Origin of the sequence: Microbacterium esteraromaticum, assembly GCF_016907315.1 — a bacterium.
Classification (GTDB): domain Bacteria; phylum Actinomycetota; class Actinomycetes; order Actinomycetales; family Microbacteriaceae; genus Microbacterium; species Microbacterium esteraromaticum.
Window position 1 is genome coordinate 20215 of record NZ_JAFBBS010000001.1, and the last position, 20249, is coordinate 40463.

At 67.8% G+C, this 20249-nt stretch carries 13 protein-coding genes; 7 read left to right on the forward strand and 6 right to left on the reverse strand.

The features are described from left to right. The first annotated feature begins 40 nt into the window (after window positions 1–40). Together JOE67_RS00130 and JOE67_RS00135 are read left to right on the forward strand one after the other, a co-directional pair. The gene (locus JOE67_RS00130; protein WP_338041438.1) at window positions 41–715 is read left to right on the forward strand and encodes an aggregation-promoting factor C-terminal-like domain-containing protein; all 675 of its coding nucleotides are present in this window, start codon (window positions 41–43) and stop codon (window positions 713–715) included. A 9-nt stretch (window positions 716–724) separates the two neighbouring features. Continuing rightward, window positions 725–1012 (forward strand): hypothetical protein, encoded by a 288-nt coding sequence (locus tag JOE67_RS00135; protein WP_204973566.1) that lies wholly within the window; start codon window positions 725–727, stop codon window positions 1010–1012. Between the two features lie 29 nt (window positions 1013–1041). Here the strand turns inward: JOE67_RS00135 and JOE67_RS00140 are convergent, their stop codons facing one another. Next, the gene (locus JOE67_RS00140; RefSeq protein WP_204973567.1) at window positions 1042–2121 is read right to left on the reverse strand and encodes an AI-2E family transporter; all 1080 of its coding nucleotides are present in this window, start codon (window positions 2119–2121) and stop codon (window positions 1042–1044) included. A gap of 183 nt (window positions 2122–2304) precedes the next feature. Here JOE67_RS00140 and JOE67_RS00145 point away from each other — a divergent pair, with 183 nt between their 5' ends. Both JOE67_RS00145 and JOE67_RS00150 read left to right on the forward strand, forming a co-directional pair. Next, window positions 2305–4188 carry a DUF8094 domain-containing protein gene (locus tag JOE67_RS00145; protein ID WP_204973568.1) on the forward strand — a complete coding sequence of 628 codons (1884 nt, stop codon included), beginning with the start codon at window positions 2305–2307 and terminating at the stop codon, window positions 4186–4188. Continuing rightward, the gene (locus JOE67_RS00150) at window positions 4185–5135 is read left to right on the forward strand and encodes a tetratricopeptide repeat protein (protein ID WP_204973569.1); all 951 of its coding nucleotides are present in this window, start codon (window positions 4185–4187) and stop codon (window positions 5133–5135) included. The genes JOE67_RS00145 and JOE67_RS00150 overlap by 4 nt, the downstream gene beginning before the upstream one ends. 53 nt (window positions 5136–5188) lie before the next feature. Here the strand turns inward: JOE67_RS00150 and glgB are convergent, their stop codons facing one another. From glgB to glgX, 3 genes are read right to left on the reverse strand one after another with little or no spacing between them, the layout of a single operon-like run. Continuing rightward, window positions 5189–7396 carry a 1,4-alpha-glucan branching protein GlgB gene (gene glgB / locus JOE67_RS00155; RefSeq protein WP_204973570.1) on the reverse strand — a complete coding sequence of 736 codons (2208 nt, stop codon included), beginning with the start codon at window positions 7394–7396 and terminating at the stop codon, window positions 5189–5191. Beyond that, window positions 7393–9477 (reverse strand): maltotransferase domain-containing protein, encoded by a 2085-nt coding sequence (locus JOE67_RS00160; RefSeq protein WP_204973571.1) that lies wholly within the window; start codon window positions 9475–9477, stop codon window positions 7393–7395. Before JOE67_RS00160 ends, glgB begins: the two co-directional genes overlap by 4 nt. Before the next feature lie 31 nt (window positions 9478–9508). Continuing rightward, window positions 9509–11578 carry a glycogen debranching protein GlgX gene (gene glgX, locus JOE67_RS00165; protein ID WP_204973572.1) on the reverse strand — a complete coding sequence of 690 codons (2070 nt, stop codon included), beginning with the start codon at window positions 11576–11578 and terminating at the stop codon, window positions 9509–9511. Between the two features lie 99 nt (window positions 11579–11677). Between glgX and JOE67_RS00170 the strand changes: the two genes are divergently transcribed. Genes JOE67_RS00170 through ligA form a run of 3 tightly spaced genes read left to right on the forward strand, consistent with a single transcriptional unit; the run spans window position 11678 to window position 16344 of the window. Next, window positions 11678–12832, forward strand: coding sequence for a cysteine desulfurase family protein (locus JOE67_RS00170; protein WP_204973573.1), 1155 nt, complete (start codon window positions 11678–11680; stop codon window positions 12830–12832). 38 nt (window positions 12833–12870) lie between these two features. Continuing rightward, the gene (mnmA, locus tag JOE67_RS00175; RefSeq protein ID WP_204973574.1) at window positions 12871–13968 is read left to right on the forward strand and encodes a tRNA 2-thiouridine(34) synthase MnmA; all 1098 of its coding nucleotides are present in this window, start codon (window positions 12871–12873) and stop codon (window positions 13966–13968) included. A 57-nt stretch (window positions 13969–14025) separates the two neighbouring features. Continuing rightward, on the forward strand, window positions 14026–16344 hold the full coding sequence (gene ligA / locus JOE67_RS00180; protein ID WP_204973575.1) for an NAD-dependent DNA ligase LigA: 2319 nt from the start codon (window positions 14026–14028) through the stop codon (window positions 16342–16344). Between the two features lie 247 nt (window positions 16345–16591). Here ligA and JOE67_RS00185 read toward each other — a convergent pair whose 3' ends face one another. Then, complete coding sequence (locus JOE67_RS00185) at window positions 16592–18481, reverse strand: DEAD/DEAH box helicase (RefSeq protein ID WP_338041439.1); 1890 nt, start codon at window positions 18479–18481, stop codon at window positions 16592–16594. A 41-nt stretch (window positions 18482–18522) separates the two neighbouring features. Continuing rightward, window positions 18523–20223 carry a long-chain-fatty-acid--CoA ligase gene (locus tag JOE67_RS00190; RefSeq protein WP_204973576.1) on the reverse strand — a complete coding sequence of 567 codons (1701 nt, stop codon included), beginning with the start codon at window positions 20221–20223 and terminating at the stop codon, window positions 18523–18525. Window positions 20224–20249 lie beyond the last annotated feature (26 nt).

Here is a 20249-nt window from a genome sequence, read left to right on the forward strand (position 1 = left end):
ATGGATGTCTCGGCGACGTGTGCGTAGACTGAGGGCCATCGTGACTCCCGATAACGAATTGATCTCGAACCAGACGAGCCCGAACGCTGGTGGTTCGACGAAGAAGACTCAGACGCGACGCCGCGCCAGCGCCCTGCTGGCGGGCCTCGCGGTGGTCGGTATATCAGCTGCCATGATGGCGCCGACGGGCGTGGCCGTCGCCGACCCTGAGCCCGCCGACGCTCCGCTGACCGCGTACTCCCTCGCGACAGCTGAGACGCAGAGCATCACCGTCTCGTCCGTCGAAGGGGCCGATATCGCTCCTGCCGCACGCAGCGGATTCGACGTGTACGTGAAGCCCAAGCCGAAGCCCAAGCCCAAGCCCGCGCCGAAGCCCGCTGCGGAGACCGCGTCATCGAACCGCAGCACTGGTCCCTCGATGCCCCGCTACAGCGGCGGCGGGTCGAAGGAGGACTGGATGACGGCGGCCGGCATCGCGCGCGGCGACTGGGCCTATGTCGACTACATCGTGTCGCGCGAGAGCGGCTGGAACCCGAACGCCACCAACGCGTCCTCGGGGGCGTGCGGTCTGGTTCAGGCTCTGCCCTGCAGCAAGGTCCCCGGCAACGGCTACGACCCCGTCGACAACCTCCGCTGGGGCAACGGCTACGCCGTCGGCCGCTACGGCAGCTGGGCTGCAGCCTACAACTTCTGGTCGCGCAACCACTGGTGGTGAACCGGCGACGTGCCACGCTCACATCGTCGACGACCTGAGCGCAGCAGCTCGGACGACTCCTTCGACCGCCTGCTCGCGGGCTGGAAGCGCACCGAGACGCGGCGGGGCAGGGAATGGATCGTGCAGCCCGTCTCAGCGACCCAGGCTGTGAAGGACTATCGATGCCCTGGCTGCGTCACGATGATCTCGCCTGGTACGGCCCACGTCGTGGTGTGGAGTGGCGACGGCGTGATGGGCGACAGCGCCGATCTGGCTGCCCGTCGCCACTGGCACACCCACTGCTGGCGTATCGCCTGAAGCTCGCACCGCGCCGGCCGCGGACCGCGTCAGCGTTCGTTCATGCGGGGAATCAGCACCTGCCTGTAGATGATCAGCACGCTCGCGGCGACCGGGATGGCGATCAGTGCGCCCAGCAGTCCCAGCAGTGATCCTCCCGCGAGGGCCGCGATGACCACGACCGCGCCCGGCACCGCCACCGCGCGGCTCATGATGCGCGGTGCGATGAAGTACGCCTCGACCTGCATGTAGATCAGGTAATAGATCGCCGCGGCCAGTGCCGTCGCCGGAGAGCCGACGCCGGGCAGCAGGCACGCGAGCACGATGATCGTCGAGCCGGTGAGGGTCCCGACCAGTGGGATGAGCGAGAAGAAGAACGCCACCACGGCCAGAACGGCGGTGAAGGGGGCGTTGATGATCGAGAGGTAGACCATGCTCAGGATGCCGTTGATCACACCGAGCGAGACCTGACCCATCACGTAGTGTCCGACCGAGTCGGTGATCTGGTCGGCGATGTCGATGAAGCGCTCGCGCTTGGAGGCGGGCACCAGCTGGTACACCGCGCGCTTCAGCGAGGGAGTCGACGCGGTCATGTAGATCGTGAGGATCAGCACGATGAAAGCGCCGAAACCCCCGGCGAGCACAGCGCCGCCGACGACGAGGACGCCCTGCCCGATCGACTCGGTCCATCCGGCGACCGTGTTCTGCCACTCGTCTTTCGCCATCCACTCATTGATGTAGGCGAAGACATCGTCCACGGCGAGGTTGGGGAACGTCTCGGTCATCCATGTCCTGAAGCTGCTGATGGTGCCGGGACCATCCTGCACCAGCGGGCTGATCTGCTCGACCAGCTGCGAGACCTGATCGACGAGCACCGGCACGACGATGAGCACGACGGCCGCGAAAACGCTCAGCACGGCGAGGATGGTCACCAGCACAGCCGCCCAACGGGGGAGGCCCCGACGCTCGAGGAACGTGACCAGGGGATCGAGACCCAGACTCAGGAAGAGTGCGGTGCCGATGTACAGGATGATCGTCGACAGAGTCTGGACGCCATTGATCAGCAGGATGCCGAGGCCCACGCCGAGCGTCGCCACCAGAGCGGTGCGGAAGGGACTGTGAATCTTCATGGCTCTCCAGGTCGACCTGCGAAAGATCCTAATCGCCTTGCGGTCGCTCGCCCCCGCGACTGGCCGCAGCGCATGCCCGGCCACCTCGCGCGGGTCGTTCGTGGGCAATGCCCAGGTGGTTTCGCTAGTCTGAAATGTCGAGCGGACCGGCGGCGAATGCCCGGTCACGTAAGGAGTTGATTCGTGCGTTTCGTATGGGCCGTCGTGGCCTTCGTGCTGGCCACGGTTCTCATCGGAGCCGGAATCGCCCAGCGCACCATCTTCATGGGGCCATCTGAGCAGACTATGGAGCTGTCGGTGAACGAGCCGCAGCCCTACGTCCTCGTCGATGCGGAGGTGCTGGGAGCCCACCCCGGACTGCAGACCCTCCTGGTGCGCGGTGAGGGCGAGATGTTCGTCGCCTACGGCCGCACCGACGATGTGAAGGCGTGGCTCTCCGACACCAGCTACACCGACGTGACGCTCGGCAAGGGCGACAAGCCGAAGAGCAGCACAGTGGCGGCGCAGCAGCCACCGGCTGCCGGTGGCGAGACGTCTGGTCGGAATCCGTCTGGATCGGACCTGTGGCTCGATTCGTTCACCGATGAAGAGATTCTCGTGACCAAGATGCAGCTCACCCCCGGGCACAGCGTGCTGATCGCCCGCGACGGCGTGCAGCCCGCGCCCGACGACATCCTGGTGAGCTGGGGCCTCGACACGCGCACACCTCTCGCCGGCCCGCTGATGGTCGCAGGAGGGGTGCTGCTGCTCGCCGGTCTCGTGCTCTACATCCTCGCCATCCGGCACCAGCGTCGCGGTCGGGGTCCGCTTCGAAAGGGCCCCGCGCCGCTGCCGGAGACGGAGCCGATCGAGATGCCTGCCGCTCCGAAGCGCAAGGCGATCGAAGCCGGTGACGGCACGAGCGACGCGTCCGAGCCCGGCTCTCCTGACGCCGTCACCGGTGACCAGCCGGTCTCGGACGGGCAGGACTCGGGGACCGGGCGCACGCAGCGCTCTGCGCTGCGCCGCCGCGCCTGGCTGGGTCTTCCCGCGCTGGCCCTCACCGCGGTGCTCGCAACCGGCTGTTCACCGGAGTCGTGGCCCGACCTCGGCGCCGAGAGCCCGACGCCGACGCCGACGCCGACCGTCGTGACTCCGGAGGACCAGAAACCGCCTGTGGTCACCGAGAAGCAGGGGCACCGCATCATCGCGCAGATCGAGGAGACCGTGTCGAAGGCCGACACCGATCTCGACATCGAGCTGGCCGAGACCCGCCTCGCCGGCGCAGCACTCGAAGGCCGTCGCACGGAGTACGTGCTGCGCGGCAAGATCGCCGATCGCGACACCAACCTCACCGCGCCCCGCGAGAAGGTCACGATCCTGCTGCCGGAGGCCGCAGACGGCTGGCCTCGCTCGGTCCTCGCGCTGACGGTCTCGGAGAAGGACGACACGGTGCCTCCGGTCCTCCTCACGATGACTCAGGACGATCCGTGGTCGAATTACCGGATCTCGGAGATGGCCGACATGCCGGCGTCGTCCGAATTCCCTGACGTCGCACCCGAATGGCTCGGTACCACCCGGGTTCCTCAGGACTCGCCGTTCCTCGCGCTCCCTCCCGAGCAGGTCGCCGCGGCGTTCTCGGATTTCGTCGACAGCGGAGACAAGAGCGAGTACGCAGGACGCTTCGACGAGACCGCCGTGAAGCTGGCGCAGAGCGTGCGCGACAGTCGTGCCGCTGTGGTCAAGGGGCTGAAGGACAAGAAGGCGGACAAGACCTCGAAGGTCGCGTTCGACATGAAGCCCACCGACGAGACTCCTCTGTCGCTCGCCACGCTCGGCAGCGGTGCGGTGGTGTCGGTGAGCGTCGATGACATCGAGACGATCACACCCACCACGAAGGAAGCGGTGATCCGAGTCGGTGACAATCCCGAGGCGAGTGCTCTGACCGGCGTCAAGGAGTCGGCGAAGGGCTTCACGACGACCTACTCGATCCAGCTGTTCTTCTCGGTCCCGGCACAGGGGTCGAACGAGCAGATCCGTCTCCTGGCGTACCACCAGGACCTCATCAGCGTGAAGGTGATCAAGTGACCGAAATCTCCGCGGCCGCACTGCGCGGCGCCGTCGATCTCTCCTCCCTGCGCAATCGACCGACCGCGCCGTCGCAGCCCCAGAGCGCACCGGCGGCACAGGGCGAGGGGGAGCAGGCAGCGCCCGATGTGGTGGTCGACGTCACAGACCAGTCTTTCGGCGAGATCCTCGAGCTCTCCCGTTCGGTGCCCGTTGTCGTCGACCTCTGGGCCGAGTGGTGCGGGCCGTGCAAGCAGCTCAGCCCCATCATCGAGAAGGTGACTCGAGAGCAGCGTGGACGGGTGGTTCTCGCGAAGGTCGACGTCGATGCGAACCCTCAGATCGCCCAGGCGTTTCGCGCGCAGTCGATTCCGATGGTCGTCGCGCTCATCGGGGGTCAGCCTGTCCCGATGTTCACGGGTGCGGTGCCGGAGGAGCAGGTGCGCGAGGTCTTCTCACGTCTTCTCGAGGTTGCGGCGCAGAACGGAGTGACGGGGTCTGTGCCGTTCGGCGGTGCCGACGATGTCGCTTCGGATGAGCCCGAGCAGGCGCCGCTCCCTCCCTTGCACGCCGAGGCGTTCGAGGCCATCGAGGCGGGCGACTACGCCCGCGCGATCACGGCGTACGAGCGAGCTCTCGCGGAGAATCCGCGAGACGACGACGCGAAGGCCGGCCTCGGCCAGGTCAGGCTCCTGCATCGGGTCCAGGGTCTCGACCTGCAGCAGGTCCGCGCGGCGGCGGCCGCGGCGCCCGGCGATGTCGACGCCCAGTTCCAGGTGGCTGATCTCGATCTCGCCGGAGGTCACGTCGACGATGCCTTCGGCCGTCTGCTCGACCTCTTCGCCACCGCCGATCCCGAAGCGCGCACGCGCATTCGTGAGCGTCTGGTCGAGCTGTTCGAGCTCATCGGTCCGGCGGATCCGCGCGTGGCGTCCGCTCGCACCCGGCTCACCTCACTGCTGTTCTGAGCCGCCACGATCAACAGAGCGCCCGGCCCCGCTGAGGGGTCGGGCGCTCTCGTTCACCAGCGACTGGGAGTCGGCAGGTGGGGGTCGGACTGGTAGCGGAACCACAGCGTCGACAGCGCGGGAAGAGTGACCGTCGCGATCGCTGGCGCGTCGTCGGCGTCCCTGTGCGCGCTGATCATGCCGAGGTTGCCGGTGTCGTGCCCGCCGAAGGCAGCGGCATCCGTGTTCAGAATCTCCTGCCAGGTTCCCTCGACGGGAAGAGCCAGCCGGTAGCCGGTGCGGGTGACCCCCGCGAAGTTGGAGATCACCACGAGGCGGCCGCCGTGGGCATCGCGCCGCTCGAACGCGATCACACTCGGGTCCCAGCTCGGCGCTCCCAGCCGAGAGAAGGATGTCCCGTCGTTGTCACGCTCCCACAGCGGAGCCTGAGAGCGATACACGGCGTTCAGCGATCCGACCAGGTCCTGCAGCTGGGCGTGCGAGGGCTGATCGAGCAGCCACCAGTCGAGTTCGCGATCGACCGACCACTCGCCGATCTGCCCGAACTCCTGTCCCATGAACAGCAGCTTCTTGCCGGGATGGCCCCACATGAAGCCGAGATAGGCCCGCAGGTTGGCGAGCTTGTGCGCGTGGTCACCCGGCATCCGCGAGATCAGGCTTCCCTTGCCGTGCACGACCTCGTCATGACTGATCGGCAGCAAGTAGTTCTCGCCGAATGCGTACACGAACGAGAACGTCATCTCACCCTCGTGGTGCGAGCGATGCAGCGGGTCGCGCTTCATGTACTCGAGGGAGTCGTTCATCCATCCCATGTTCCATTTGAAACCGAAACCCAGCCCGGCGTGGTCGGTCGGCGCGGTGACACCGGGGAAAGCGGTCGACTCCTCGGCGATCATCACGATGCCCTTGTGGTGCCGGTAGGCCGTGGCGTTGACCTCCTGCAGGAATCTGATCGCCTCCAGGTTCTCCCGCCCGCCGTGGATGTTCGGCTCCCACTCGCCGGCCTTGCGCGAGTAGTCGAGGTACAGCATCGAGGCGACGGCGTCGACGCGCAGACCATCGACATGGAATTCGCTCAGCCAGAACAGCGCGTTCGCGACGAGGAAGTTGCGAACCTCGCTGCGGCCGTAGTCGAACACGAGCGTGCCCCAGTCCTGATGCTCACCGCGCCGCGGATCGCTGTGCTCGTACAGTGCGGTGCCGTCGAAGCGGGCAAGTGCGAACTCGTCCTTCGGGAAGTGGCCAGGCACCCAGTCCATGATCACGCCGATGCCGGCCTGGTGCAGCCGGTCGATGAGGTAGCGCAGATCGTCGGGGGAGCCGAACCGGCTGGTCGCCGCGTAGTAGCCGGTGACCTGGTATCCCCACGACCCACCGAACGGGTGCTCGGCGAGCGGCATGAACTCCACGTGCGTGAAGCCCGTGGACTGCACGTGCTCGATCAGCGGGTCAGCAGCGTCGCGGTAGGTCAGCCCGCCGCGCCAGGAGCCGAGATGGACCTCGTACACCGACATGGGCTGGGCGACGGCATGGGTGGCGGCCCGCCTCGTCAGCCATGCCGCGTCATTCCAGCGATAGGCGCTGAGCGTGACGACCGATGCGGTCGCGGGCGGCAGCTCGGCCTCCTGCGCCATCGGATCCGCCTTGAGGCGCCAGCGCCCGTCCGCCCCGCAGATCTCGTACTTGTACCGGGCTCCGACCTGGACGTCGGGGACGAACAGCTCCCACACGCCGCTTCCGCCCATCGAGCGCATGCTGTGGCCCTCGCCGTTCCACGCGTTGAAGTCGCCCACGACGCGGACCGCGGATGCGTTCGGCGCCCACACCGCGAAGTCGACGCCCTGCTCGCCATCGAGCGCACGGGGATGCGATCCGAGAACGTCCCACAGCCGCTCGTGGCGCCCCTCGCCGATCAGATGGATGTCGAGTTCGCCGACGGCGCTCAGATGGCGGTAGGGGTCGCCCTCCAGACGCTCTTCCCCGCCCTCATAGGTCGTCGCGATGCGGTAGGCGACGGGCGGCCCGCTGTGGCTGCCCTCCCAGATCCCGTGCGCGACGTGCGCGAGGTCGAGCCTCGAGCCGTCGTCGAAGACCGCCTGCACCGTCTCCGCCAGGGGTCTGCGGGCGCGGATGCTGGTGCTGGTGCGTCCGACCGAATCGGTGCGCGGATGCGCGCCGAGAACCGCATGCGGATCATGATGGGTGGACTCCGCCACTGCAACCCACTCCGCCGAAGCTGTGACGTCCTCGAGATAGCTCATGATCGCTCCTTCACCTTCAGGATGTGCACCGGCTCGGCGAACGCGTCGAGTCGTACGTAGTTGTGGTCGGACCAGGTCCAGACCGCCCCCGTGAGCAGATCCTCGACCTCGAACGTCTCACCCGGTTCGACGCCCCAGATCGTGGTGTCGAGGTGCACGGTCGTCTCCCGCACGGAATGCGGGTCGACGTTCGCGACGACGATGACGGTGTCGGCGCGTCCGGTGCCGGTGAAGGCGGCATCCAGATGCTTCGAGTACACGAAAACGGCGTCGTCATCGCTCCAGTGCGCCGAGAAGTTGCGCAGCTGACCGAGCGCGGGATGCTCGTGCCGAATCTGGTTCAGACGCCGAAGCAGCGGCGCGAGCGATTCGCCGCGCTGCTCTGCGCCGTCCCAATCCCGGAATTTGTACTCGTACTTCTCGTTGTCGATGTTCTCTTCCGAGCCCGGTCTGGCGACGTTCTCGATCAGCTCGTATCCGGCGTACACGCCCCAGATCGGCGCCGCCGTGGCGGCGATGCAGGCTCGGATGCGGTAGGCCGCACGCCCGCCGTACTGGAGGTACTCGGTGAGGATGTCGTGGGTGTTCACGAACAGGTTCGGCCGCATGTAGTCGCTCGTCTCGTGCGAGATCGACGTCAGGAACTCCTCGAGTTCGGCCTTCGTATTGCGCCACGTGAAGTACGAGTAGCTCTGCTGGAAGCCGACGGCCGCGAGCGCTCGCATCACAGCGGGCCGGGTGAAGGCCTCGGCGAGGAAGATGACGTCGGGGTCCTGACCGTTGACCTCTGCGATCAGCCACTCCCAGAACTGCAGCGGCTTCGTGTGCGGATTGTCGACACGGAAGATCTTCACGCCCAGCTTCACCCAGTGCATGACGACCCGGAGCATCTCGGCGTAGCTGCCCGAGGGGTCGTTGTCGAAGTTGATCGGGTAGATGTCCTGGTACTTCTTCGGCGGATTCTCGGCGTATGCGATCGTGCCGTCGGGGAGTGTGGTGAACCACTCCGGGTGCTCTGCCACCCAAGGGTGGTCAGGTGACGCCTGCAGCGCGAGGTCAAGGGCGACCTCGAGCCCCTCCTTCGCCGCAGCGCGGATGAAGGCGCGAAGATCCTTCTCGGTGCCGAGCTCCGGGTGGATCGCGTCGTGTCCGCCGTCGGGGGAGCCGATCGCGTACGGCGAGCCGGGATCGCCGGGCTCGGTCGTCAACGTGTTGTTGCGGCCCTTGCGGTTGGTGGCTCCGATCGGATGGATGGGCACGAGGTAGACGACGTCGAAGCCCATCCCGGCGACCCCAGGCAGCCGCTTGGCCGCCGTGCGGAACGTGCCGCTCTTGACCGATCCGTCCTTGAGACGCACCGCACCCTCGGAGCGGGGGAAGAACTCGTACCAGGCGCCGACGCCCGCGAGCGCGCGCTCTACGCGGAGCGGCAGCCAGTCGGTGACAGAGCCGAGCGAGGTCTGCGGCCTGGCCCTGAAGGCGGCACTGAGCGCTGCGTCGGTCGCGGCGGACCGAAGGGCCGTGGCGTCGGAGGACTTCTGGGCCTTTCGCAGGCTCGTGGCGGCGGCCTTCAGCATCCGGATCTCTGCCGCGGGCCGATCGGCGTCCTTCGACGCGGCCGACAGCAGCTGCACTCCCAGTGCGCACATGACCGGTACATCGACGCCAGCCACCGCCTTCACGTCGGCGGCGTGCGCCCAGGTCGCGAAGTCGTCGGAGAAGGCCTCGAAACGGTAGCGCCAGTCGCCCGCGCGGTCGATGGCCACGGTGGTGCGCCACCTGTCTGTGCCGTCGGCGAGCGCGGTGAGCCGGTGCAGCGTCTCCTCTCCCGTGGGCGAGGAGAGACGCAGGTGCACGCCGATGAGATCGTGACCCTCTCGGAACGAGACGACGTCGAACGGCACTGCCTCACCGACGAACGCCTTCGCCGGATAGCCCTGGGGCACGTGCGGTGTGGGCGAGAACAGCGGAATCCTCCCGGCTCTCAGGCCGGTGCCCACGGTCGTCTCAGCGGCAGGGCGCAGAGGGATCTGTGCGGGGCTTCTCAGGCCCGCAGATTCATGTGCTGTCTGTGCTGCCACACCTTGAATGTACCGCTCTCGCGGGCGTGCGTCACTCCACCCGGAAGAGCTGCATCGAGGTGCCGGCGATCGGCAGAACCTCGCCGGGAGCGTACCGCCGCTGCTCTGCGCGGGGCGCGTCGTCAGCGCTCGACCACAGCGACACGAACTCGGTCGCGCCGGTGAGATCATCGGGCAGGCGGACGTCGATCGGGGCCTCGGTGCCGTGTACGATCAGCAGGATGCGGTTGCTCTCGCCATCGTGCGGATCGCTGGTCGCAACGTACTGCAGGGTGCGGTTGCGGGGGTCGTTCCACTGCTCGACCTCCATGGTCTCGCCGTTCTGGTCGAACCACTCCATCTCCGAGGCCTCGGGCACGTGCTCGCCGAGCACCGCATAGCGGGCGGGCCGCAGAGCGCGGTTCTCGGCACGCAGCCGGGTGAGCAGCGCCACGTGCGCCAGCAGGTCCTTCTGCCACGGCTCGTGGGCCCAGTTCAGCCAGGTCAGCGGAGAGTCGTGGCAATAGGCGTTGTTGTTGCCCTTCTGAGTGCGTCCGAACTCGTCACCCGCGGTGATCATCGGAATGCCTGCCGACAGCAGCAGGGTGCCCATCAGATTGCGCATGGCCTTGCGGCGCGCGGCGATGATGGCAGCGTTGTCGGTCTCGCCTTCGACGCCGTGGTTGAACGATCGATTCACGTCGGCGCCGTCGCGGTTCTGCTCACCGTTGGCCTCGTTGTGCTTGACGTCGTAGGTGACCAGGTCATGAAGCGTGAAGCCGTCATGAGCGGTGACGAAGTTCACGCTCGCCAGGGGTCCGCGCTCCGGCGAGTAGGTGTTGGCGGACCCCGCCAGACGGTTCGCGAACCCGCCGACGCCGACGGGAGCCGAGGCACGACGCGCGTAGTCGATGTCGCTGAGCCAGAAGTTGCGTGCACGATCGCGGTAGCGATCGTTCCACTCGCTCCATCCAGCGGGGAAATTGCCCGTCTGCCAGCCGCCGAGGCCGACGTCCCACGGCTCGGCGATGATCTTCACATCCTGCAGAGCGGGATCCTCGCTGATGGCGCGCAGGAGCGGGTGCTCGATGTCGTACTCGTGCCCGCTGTTTCGGGCAAGCGCAGTGGCGAGATCGAATCGGAAGCCGTCGATCTGCATCTCCGTCGCCCAGTAGCGGAGCGAGTCGAGAACGAGGCGCGCCGGCGCGTCGGATGAGGTGTTCAGAGTATTGCCGCATCCGGTCGTGTCGACGTAGGCGCCGTCTTCGAGCTGCCGGTAGTACAGCGCGTTGTCGATTCCACGGAAGCTGGATCGCGGGCCGCCGATGCCTTCTTCGCTGGTGTGGTTGTACACCACGTCGAGGATGACCTCGATGCCTGCCTGATGCAGCAGCTTGACCATGCCCTTGAACTCTGCGAGCACGGCTTCGGGACCGGAACGGCGTGCCGCCTCGGTCGCGTAGGCGGTGTGCGGGGTGAAGAAGTTCAGGGTGTTGTAGCCCCAGTAGTTGGTGAGGCCGCGCTCGAGCAGCCGCGGCTCTGGAACGAAGGCGTGCACGGGCAGCAGCTCGACGGTGGTGATTCCGAGTTGCTTCAGGTAGCCGGTCATCGCGGGGTGGGCGAGTCCTGCATAGGTGCCGTGCAGGGCCGCGGGAACATCAGGGTGACGCTTGGTGAGTCCCTTGATGTGCCCTTCGTAGATGACTGTCTCATCCATGGGCACGGCCGGCTTTCGCACGTCGCCCCAGTCGAAGCCATCGGCGATGACGACAGACCGCCACTCCTCGTATCCGTGGCCTTGGGCGAGTCCCCGGGAGTAAGGGTCGAGGAGCAGCCTCTCGGGGTTGAAGATGTTCCCAGGACCGTGCGGGCCGTCGACCCGCAGCGCGTACCGCGCTCCCGGCTGCAGAAGCTCGGTCGTCACCTGCCAGATGCCGCCGGTCTGCCGCTCCAGCGGGATGGTCGCCGTCTCCCAGTCGAGATCGTCCTCGTCGAACACGACGAGTTCCATCGACGAGGCGTTCTGCGACCAGACGCGCAGAGTTCCGACACCGTCGTGCAGGCGCACGCCGAGGTCGTTGAGGGTGTCGCCGCCGAGAGACGGCGCGGGCAGAGCGGGCATGGGCAACAGCCTAAACGCGTCGGCGGATCCGCGGTGAATCCGCGTTCCACTGACCCTGGTTCTCAGTCCCGCACCGCGGTGCGGTGGGAGGATGGGAGCATGCGGCACTACCTCGACCACGCTGCCACGACGGCGCTGCGCGCCTGCGCGCGCGATGCCTGGCTGTCGGCGTCGGAGATCGTGGGCAACGCGTCGTCGACACATGGTGCAGGGCAGGACGCGCGCCGGATGCTCGAAGAGTCGCGCGAGCGGGTCGCCGCGGTGCTGGGTTCCGATCCGATCGAGGTGGTGTTCACCTCCGGTGGCACCGAGTCGATCAACACGGCCTTGCGGGGTATGTGGGCCGCGAGACGGGAGGGGGCGCACTCGATCGTGCTTCCGGATGCCGAGCACCATGCCACGATCGACACCGTCGCAGCCCTGGCAGAGGAAGGCGCCGAGGTGCGCGCGGTTCCGGTCGACGGGCTCGGACGTATCGACGCCTCCGCCTTCGCCGGTGCTCTGGATGGCGCTGCGCTGGCGACCGCCCTCATCGCGAACAACGAGGTCGGGACCATCAACCGCGTTGCCGACCTCACCGCCGACAGCGCGAATGCCGGCGTGCCTCTGCATCTCGACGCCGTCGCGGCGTGCGGCCATCTGCCGTTGTCGTTCCGAGAACTGCGCGGCGATGCGCCGGTCGGGGGCGGGCTGGTGGCGATGAGCATCGCCGGCCACAAGATCGGTGCTCCCGTCGGCACCGGCGCCCTGGTCGTGGCGCGCAGCGCTCGAATGGCTCCGCTGCTGCGTGGCGGAATGCAGCAGCGAGGGCTTCGCGCCGGCACGCAGGACATCGCGGGCGCTGCGGCCCTCGCCGCAGCGCTGGAGGAGGCGGAAGCGCAACGCGAAAGCGAGGGCATCCGGCTCGCAGTCCTGCGGGATCGGCTCATCACCGGCATCCGCCACGCCGTCCCGTCTGCTCAGCTGCTCGGCGATCCGATCGACAGACTGCCCGGCAATGCGCATCTGCTCTTCCCTGGTGCGGTGGGAGAGAGCCTTCTCTTCCTGCTCGACATGGCAGGGGTGTCGGCCTCGACAGGGTCGGCGTGCCAGGCGGGCGTCGCCGAGCCGTCGCACGTCGTGATCGCGATGGGACGCAGCGAGCATGAGGCCCGCAGCGTTCTGCGCTTCACGCTGGGCCCGTCATCGAACCGAGCAGATGTCGACGCGGCGATCGCCGCGATCCCGGATGCTGTGCAGCGGGCCTCACGCTGACGGGACCCGCTCAGGCGCTCGCTCGTAGACTGGAGACCATGCGAGTTCTGGCGGCGATGAGCGGTGGCGTCGATTCCGCGGTGGCGGCGGCGCGTGCCGTCGACGCCGGCCACGACGTCGTCGGCGTGCATCTCGCGCTGTCGAGGGCGGGCGGCACTCTGCGCACGGGCAGCAGAGGATGCTGCACGATCGAGGACGCGCTGGACGCGAGGCGCGTGGCCGACCTGCTCGGCATCCCCTTCTACGTCTGGGACTTCTCGGAGCGCTTCCGCGACGACGTCATCGACGACTTCATCTCGGAGTACAAGGCCGGCCGCACGCCCAACCCGTGCCTGCGCTGCAACGAGAAGATCAAGTTCGCCGCTCTCCTCGAGCGCGCCATCGAGCTCGGCTTCGACGCCGTCTGCACCGGCCACTACGCAACGCTCGTCGACGGCTCGGGGGGTCTCGAGCTGCACAGGGCATCAGACGCCGCGAAGGACCAGTCGTACGTGCTCGGCGTCCTGAACGCCGAGCAGCTCGCGCATACGTACTTCCCCCTCGGTGACACGCCCTCCAAGGCGCTGGTGCGCGCAGAAGCGGCCGAGCGGGGCATCACTGTCGCCCAGAAGCCGGACAGCCATGACATCTGCTTCATCCCTGACGGCGACACACGCGGCTGGCTGGCGGAGAAGGTGGGCACCGCGACGGGCGACATCGTCGACCGCAACGGCGAGGTCGTGGGATCGCACGAGGGTGCGCATGCATTCACCGTGGGACAGCGGCGAGGTCTGCGGCTCGGCGTGCCCGCAGCCGACGGGAAGCCGCGCTTCGTGCTCGAAGTCCGCCCGGTGTCGAACACGGTCGTCGTCGGCCCCAAGGAGGCGCTCGCGATCGCGGAGATCGCGGGGGAGCGGTTCTCGTGGGCAGGTGCGGCTCCCGAGGCATCAGAGTTCGCGTGCGAGGTGCAGATCCGCGCCCATGCCGAGCCCGTTCCCGCTCGCGCGTCCGTGACGGACGACGGCGTGCGCGTCGTGCCGGAGGTCGCGCTCGACGGGGTCGCCCCGGGACAGAGCGCCGTGATCTACGTCGGCACGCGCGTGCTCGGGCAGTTCACCATCGACACCACCGTGTCAGCAGTGCCCGTCGACGCCTGATCCCAGCGCGGCCGTCAAGCCCCATGGGCTGTCGGTGCCCACTCGTAGACTTGCGGGGTGCCTGAGAACATCTCGCTGACCGACGCCCGTACTGAAGCCGAAGAGCTCACGACTCGCATCCTCGAGGCGAAGGACGCGTACTACGGACGCGACACGTCTCTGGTCGACGACGCGACCTACGACGGGTGGATGCGCCGCCTCGAAGAGCTCGAGCGGCTTCATCCCGAGCTGCAGGGGCAGGACTCACCCACGCAGATGGTCGGCGCCGCCGAGGCGACCGGGCTCGCGACCATCGAGCACGCGGAGCGCATGCTGAGTCTCGACAATGTGTTCTCGATCGACGAGCTCCGAGAGTGGGCGTCGAAGACCAGAGCGTCAGCCGGGCGTGACGTCGCCTGGCTCACCGAGCTCAAGATCGACGGTCTCGCGATCAACCTGCGATACGAGAACGGGGTGCTGACCTCTGCGGCGACCCGCGGCGACGGTCGAGTGGGCGAGATCGTCACCGAGAACGCGTTGCGCCTCGCCGACATCCCCGAGCGCCTCGTCGGCGAGGGTCATCCGGAGATCGTCGAGGTGCGCGGCGAGGTGTTCATCCCGGTCGCCGCATTCGAACGGCTCAACGCGGCGCAGGCCTCGTTCCGCGACCGAGTGCTCGCTGACGCACGCGAGCGCTGGGAGACGCGCGCCGGTGCGAAGAAGCCGTTCGACGAAGAGAAGGCGCGCACCGCAGCCGCCAGACGGTTCCCTGCATTCGCCAACCCCCGCAACGCTGCGAGCGGTGGCCTTCGCCAGCAGATCGACAAGAAGAGCGGACTCGAGCTCGAGGCCGGGTTGCTGCGCATCGAGTCGCTGTCCCTGTACGTGCACGGCATCGGCGCCTGGACGAACCCTCCGGTGGCCGCCCAGAGCGAGGTCTACGAGCTTCTGTCGGAGTGGGGTCTTCCCACCAGCCCTCACACCAGGGTCTGCCGCACCGTCGACGAGGTCGAGGAGTTCGTCGCCTACTTCGGCGAGCACCGTCACTCGATCGAGCATGAGCTCGACGGCATCGTCGTGAAGGTCGACGAGCTGGCCCTGCACGACGAACTCGGCACCACGAGCCGCGCACCCCGGTGGGCCATCGCGTACAAGTACCCACCAGAAGAGGTGCAGACGCGTCTGCTCGACATCGTCGTATCGGTCGGGCGCACGGGACGGGCGACACCGTTCGCGGTGATGGAGCCTGCCCATGTCGCGGGGTCGGTCGTGCGCCAGGCGACCCTGCACAACAAGGACGTGGTCAAGGCCAAAGGCGTGCTGATCGGAGACACCGTCGTGCTGCGCAAGGCGGGCGACGTGATCCCCGAGGTGCTCGGTCCCGTGGTCGAGAAGCGCGACGGCAGCGAGAGAGAGTTCGTCATGCCGGAGGCGTGCCCTGAGTGCGGCACGACGCTGCGACCGATGAAAGAGGGCGACATCGATCTGCGCTGTCCGAACGCGCGCTCGTGCCCCGCGCAGGTGCGCGGCCGCGTCGAGCACGTGGGGTCCCGCGGTGCGCTCGACATCGAGGCGCTCGGTGAGGTCACCGCTGCGGCGCTCACGCAGCCGAGCAGCCCAGCCGTTCCGCCCCTCGAGACCGAGGCCGGCCTGTTCGATCTCACCCTCGAGCAGATCGTCCCCATCGAGGTCATCGTCCGCGACTCCGAGACGGGACTGCCGAAGGAAGACGATGACGGCGTGGTCAAGACCCGCGCACCGTTCCGCCGCAATCCCACAGCGGCAGAGAAGAAGCAGGGGCTCGAGGGGCCGCAGCCCTCATCGCAGGCGGTCAAGCTGCTGGCCGAGCTGGAGAAGGCGAAGACGAAAGAGCTCTGGCGGCTGCTGGTGTCGTTGAACATCCGTCACGTCGGGCCGGTCGCCGCTCGCGCGTTGGCGCAGTGGTTCGGCTCGCTCGAGGCCATTCGCGCGGCGAGCCGCGACGAGCTCGCCGCGGTGGAAGGGGTCGGCGGCATCATCGCCGACTCGCTGCTCAGCTGGTTCGAGATCGACTGGCATCAGGACATCGTGGAGCAGTGGTCCGAGGCCGGTGTGCAGTGGGCGACGCCTGGGCATCCGGGTCCCGGCGCTGCCACAGCCGAAGGTGGTGTGCTCGACGGTCTCACGGTGGTCGCGACCGGAAGCCTCGACGGTTACACCCGTGAGGGTGCGCAGGAGGCGATCATCAAAGCCGGCGGCAAGGCCGCGTCGTCAGTCTCGAAGAAGACCGACTTCGTCGCCGCGGGCCCTGGTGCCGGATCCAAGCTGGCGAAGGCCGAGGACCTCGGGATCCGGATCCTGGACGCCGAGCAGTTCCACATCCTCGTCACGCAGGGCCCGGGCGCGCTCGACGCGTGACCACGCGCTCGCCACGACGGCCTGCCTCATCTCTCGGGGCGGGCCGTCGTTCGCGAGGTCGCTTCCGGATTCGCGGGCACTCGGCGGCACGGGCATCCGGAGGTTCGACATCCGGAGGTCCGGGCATCCGGAGATCTGGGCACTCCGCGCGGAGAAGTGCGCTTCACGCGGATGAATTCTCGAGATCCGTCCGCGTGAAACGCTCATCCCCGCGGCTGGACGCGGGGATGAGCGGTGAAGAACTGCCTCAGCTCTTGTGACGAGGCTTGCGGTCACCGCGATCATCGCGCGAGTATCCGCTGCTGCGGTCGGGGCGTGCGCCGCGATCGTCGCGCGAGTAGCCACGGCCCCCGCGGTCGTCCCGGCCGCCCCTGTCGTGGCCGGCACGGTCGTCGCGAGGTGCGCGCCGGTTGGGCACGCCGCGGTCAGGGCGGATCTCGATCAGCTTGCCCGAGATGCGGGTGTCGCGGAGCTTGTCGAGCACCGACGGATCCATGTTCACCGGGAGCTCGACGATCGAGAAGTCGGGCTTGATGGCGATCGCGCCGAAGTCGTCGCGGCCGAGCCCGCCCTCGTTCGCCAACGCGCCGACGATCTGGCGCGGCTCGACGCGGTGGCGGCGGCCGACCTCGATGCGGTACGGCGTGTAGTCACCGCGTCCACGGCGCTCACGCGGTGCACGCTCGCCTCGATCGGCCGAGCGATCGCTGCGCTCGCGAGGAGGACGGTTGTCGCGTTCGACAGCTCGCGACAGCTCGTCGTTCTCGGGGTCGAGCAGCAGGGGAGTGTCACCCTGCGCCACGACGGCCAGAGCCGCAGCCACATCGGCCTCGGGCACGTCGTGGTTGCGCACGTAATGGGCGATGATGTCGCGGAACGCCTCGATGCGACGAGTCTCTTCGAGGGCAGAGGTGATGGCGTCGTCGAAACGCGCGAGACGCGTGGTGTTGACGTCCTCGGTGGTGGGCAGCTGCATCTGGGCAGGAGCCTGACGCGTCGCCTTCTCGATGTGCTTGAGCAGGTAGCGCTCACGAGGAGTGATGAAGCTGATCGCGTCGCCCGTGCGGCCGGCGCGACCCGTTCGGCCGATGCGGTGCACGTACGACTCGGTGTCGGTCGGGATGTCGAAGTTCACGACATGGCTGATGCGCTCGACGTCGAGACCGCGCGCGGCGACGTCAGTGGCGACGAGGATGTCGAGCTTGCCGTCCTTCAGCTGGTTCACACTGCGCTCGCGCTGCACCTGCGGCACGTCGCCGTTGATCGCCGCCGCCGAGTAGCCGCGGGCGCGGAGCTTCTCGGCGAGGGTCTCGGTCTCGTTCTTCGTGCGGACGAAGATGATCATCCCGTCGAAGTTCTCGATCTCGAGGATGCGAGTCAGGGCATCGACCTTCTGCGCGTACGAGACGACGAGGTAGCGCTGGGTGATGTTGGTGTTCGTGGCGGTCTTGGACTTGACCGTGATCTCCTCCGGGTCGCGCAGGTACTGCTGCGCGAGCCGGCGGATGCTGGCGGGCATCGTCGCGGAGAACAGGGCGACCTGCTTCTCCTCCGGAGTCTGAGCGAGAATCTGCTCGACGTCCTCGGCAAAGCCCATCTTCAGCATCTCGTCGGCCTCGTCGAGCACGAGGTACTTGAGGTCGGAGAGGTCGAGCGTGCCCTTGGCCAGGTGGTCCATGATGCGCCCGGGGGTGCCGACCACGACATCCACGCCGCGGCGCAGCGCCGACAGCTGCACCCCGTAGCCCTGGCCGCCGTAGACGGGCAGCACGTGCACGCCCTTCATCTTCGTCGCGTACGCCTCGAACGCCTCGCACACCTGCAGAGCCAGCTCGCGGGTCGGCGCGAGCACGAGGGCCTGCGGGGTCTTCTGACCTGGCTCCAGACGCTCGAGCACGGGCAGCGCGAACGCCGCGGTCTTGCCGGTGCCCGTCTGCGCCATGCCGACCACGTCCCGGCCCTGCAGCAGCGTGGGGATCGTTGCGGCCTGGATCGGCGAAGGGGTCTCGTAGCCGAGATCCTTGATCGCCTTGAGCAGCGAGCCTGTGATGCCCAGCTCCTCGAATCCGGGAGGCGTCACGCTCTCTTCAGCGGTCTGGGGTGCGTCGGTGGCAGGGGCGATGTCGTCGGCAGTCACCTGTCAACGATAGTGGGTGCGGATGTGAGAGTGCTGGCCGCTCAGCTTCCCGAGGTCAGCGCCAGCAGGCGCTCCTTCACCTGGCGGCGCAGCACCTTGCCGATCAGCGACGTGGGCAGCTCGTCCACGACGAACAGACGACGGGGAACCTTGTACGGCGTGAGGATGCCCCGGGCGAACTCGCGGATCGCCTCGACGTCGACGTCCTTGCCGTCCTCCACGACGATCGCTGCGACGACCTCCTCGCCGGAGTGGTCGCTGGGCAGGCCGACGACGGCTGCGTCGACGACGTCCGGATGCTGGCGCAGAGCGCCCTCTACCTCGGTCGGCGCCACGTTGAAGCCACCAGTGATGATGAGCTCCTTGATGCGGTCGACGATGCGCACGAAGCCGCCTTCGTCGATCGTGACGATGTCGCCGGTGCGGAACCAGCCGTCGACGAAGACCGCCTCGGTCTCTTCGGGCTTGCCGTAGTAGCCGGAGAACACCTGGGGGCCGCGAACGATCAGTTCGCCCGCCGAACCCGCCGGCACGTCGACGGTCGGGTTCTCAGGGTCGACGACGCGGCACTCCGTGCCGGGCAGCGGCAGACCGACCGTTCCGGCGACGCGGTTGCCCGCAACCGGATTCGCCATCAGCACGGGGGAGCACTCGCTCAGACCGTACCCCTCGACGAGGAAGCCGCCTGACGCCTCTTCGAAGGGGACCACCAGCTCGTGCGCGAGCGCCATCGCACCCGATATCGCGACCTCGGTGCCGGCGAGCGAAACCCCCTTCTCGTTCGCCGCCGACAGCAGCCGCTCGGCGATCGGCGGCACGAGCGGCAGGAAGGTCGCCGGGTGCTTCTTCGTGACCTCGAGCACGAGATCGGGGTCGAACTTCGGGAAGAGGACGAGACGCGCTCCCATCGACATGGCGAACGTGAGGCAGAGGGTGAGGCCGTACGCGTGGAACATCGGCAGCACGGCGTAGACGACGCAGCCGTTGCCTCGGGTGATCGACGGCACCCATGCCTGTGCCTGTGCCGCGTTGGCGAGCAGGTTGCGGTGGGTGAGGGAAGCGCCCTTCGGCGTTCCCGTGGTGCCGGAGGTGTACTGGATGATCGCGAGGTCGTCGGTGCCCGGCCGCCGGTGCGTGGCAGGCAGGGGAGTGGATGCCAGCAGCGATTCCCAGCTGATCGCGCCGCGAACCTTCGCCGTGAGCGCTTCGCGGGACTCTCTCGCCTTGGCTATGGGCAGCTTCAGCATGAGCTGCGTCATGACCGGCATCGCCTTCGTCACGTCCACGGAGATGAGGCTCGTCAGCGCCAGGTCGGCGGGGAACGCCTGCACGGTCTCGACGACCTTGCTCCAGACGATCGCGTGCTTCGCCCCGTGATCCTCGAACTGCTTGCGCAGCTCGCGTGCGGTGTAGAGCGGGTTGTGCTCGACGACGACCGCGCCGAGCCGCAGCACGGCGTAGAACGCGATGATGTGCTGCGGGCAGTTCGGCAGCACGATCGCGACGGGATCGCCGGCGCCGACGCCGAGGTCTCGCAGTCCCGCGGCTGCGCGCTCGATGGCATCCTGCATCTCGCGGTAGGTCGTCTCGCGACCGAAGAACTGCAGCGCGGGGGCATCCGGGTAGTCGCGCACCGATGCCTCGACGATGTCGACCAGCGAACCGGTCACCTCGGGCAGATTCTCCGGAACCCCGTCGGCGTAGCTTGCGGTCCATGGGCGAGGGGGAACGAACTCGGTCACGCGCCCAGCTTACGTGGCCCTGCCCC

What these genes read in the sequence shown, in the direction of transcription:
- JOE67_RS00140 (WP_204973567.1), bottom strand. Translation starts at nt 2,121, where the DNA reads ATGAAGATTCACAGTCCCTTCCGCACCGCTCTGGTGGCGACGCTCGGC.
- glgB (WP_204973570.1), bottom strand. Translation starts at nt 7,396, where the DNA reads ATGAGCTATCTCGAGGACGTCACAGCTTCGGCGGAGTGGGTTGCAGTG.
- glgX (WP_204973572.1), bottom strand. Translation starts at nt 11,578, where the DNA reads ATGCCCGCTCTGCCCGCGCCGTCTCTCGGCGGCGACACCCTCAACGAC.
- JOE67_RS00170 (WP_204973573.1), top strand. Translation starts at nt 11,678, where the DNA reads ATGCGGCACTACCTCGACCACGCTGCCACGACGGCGCTGCGCGCCTGC.
- mnmA (WP_204973574.1), top strand. Translation starts at nt 12,871, where the DNA reads ATGCGAGTTCTGGCGGCGATGAGCGGTGGCGTCGATTCCGCGGTGGCG.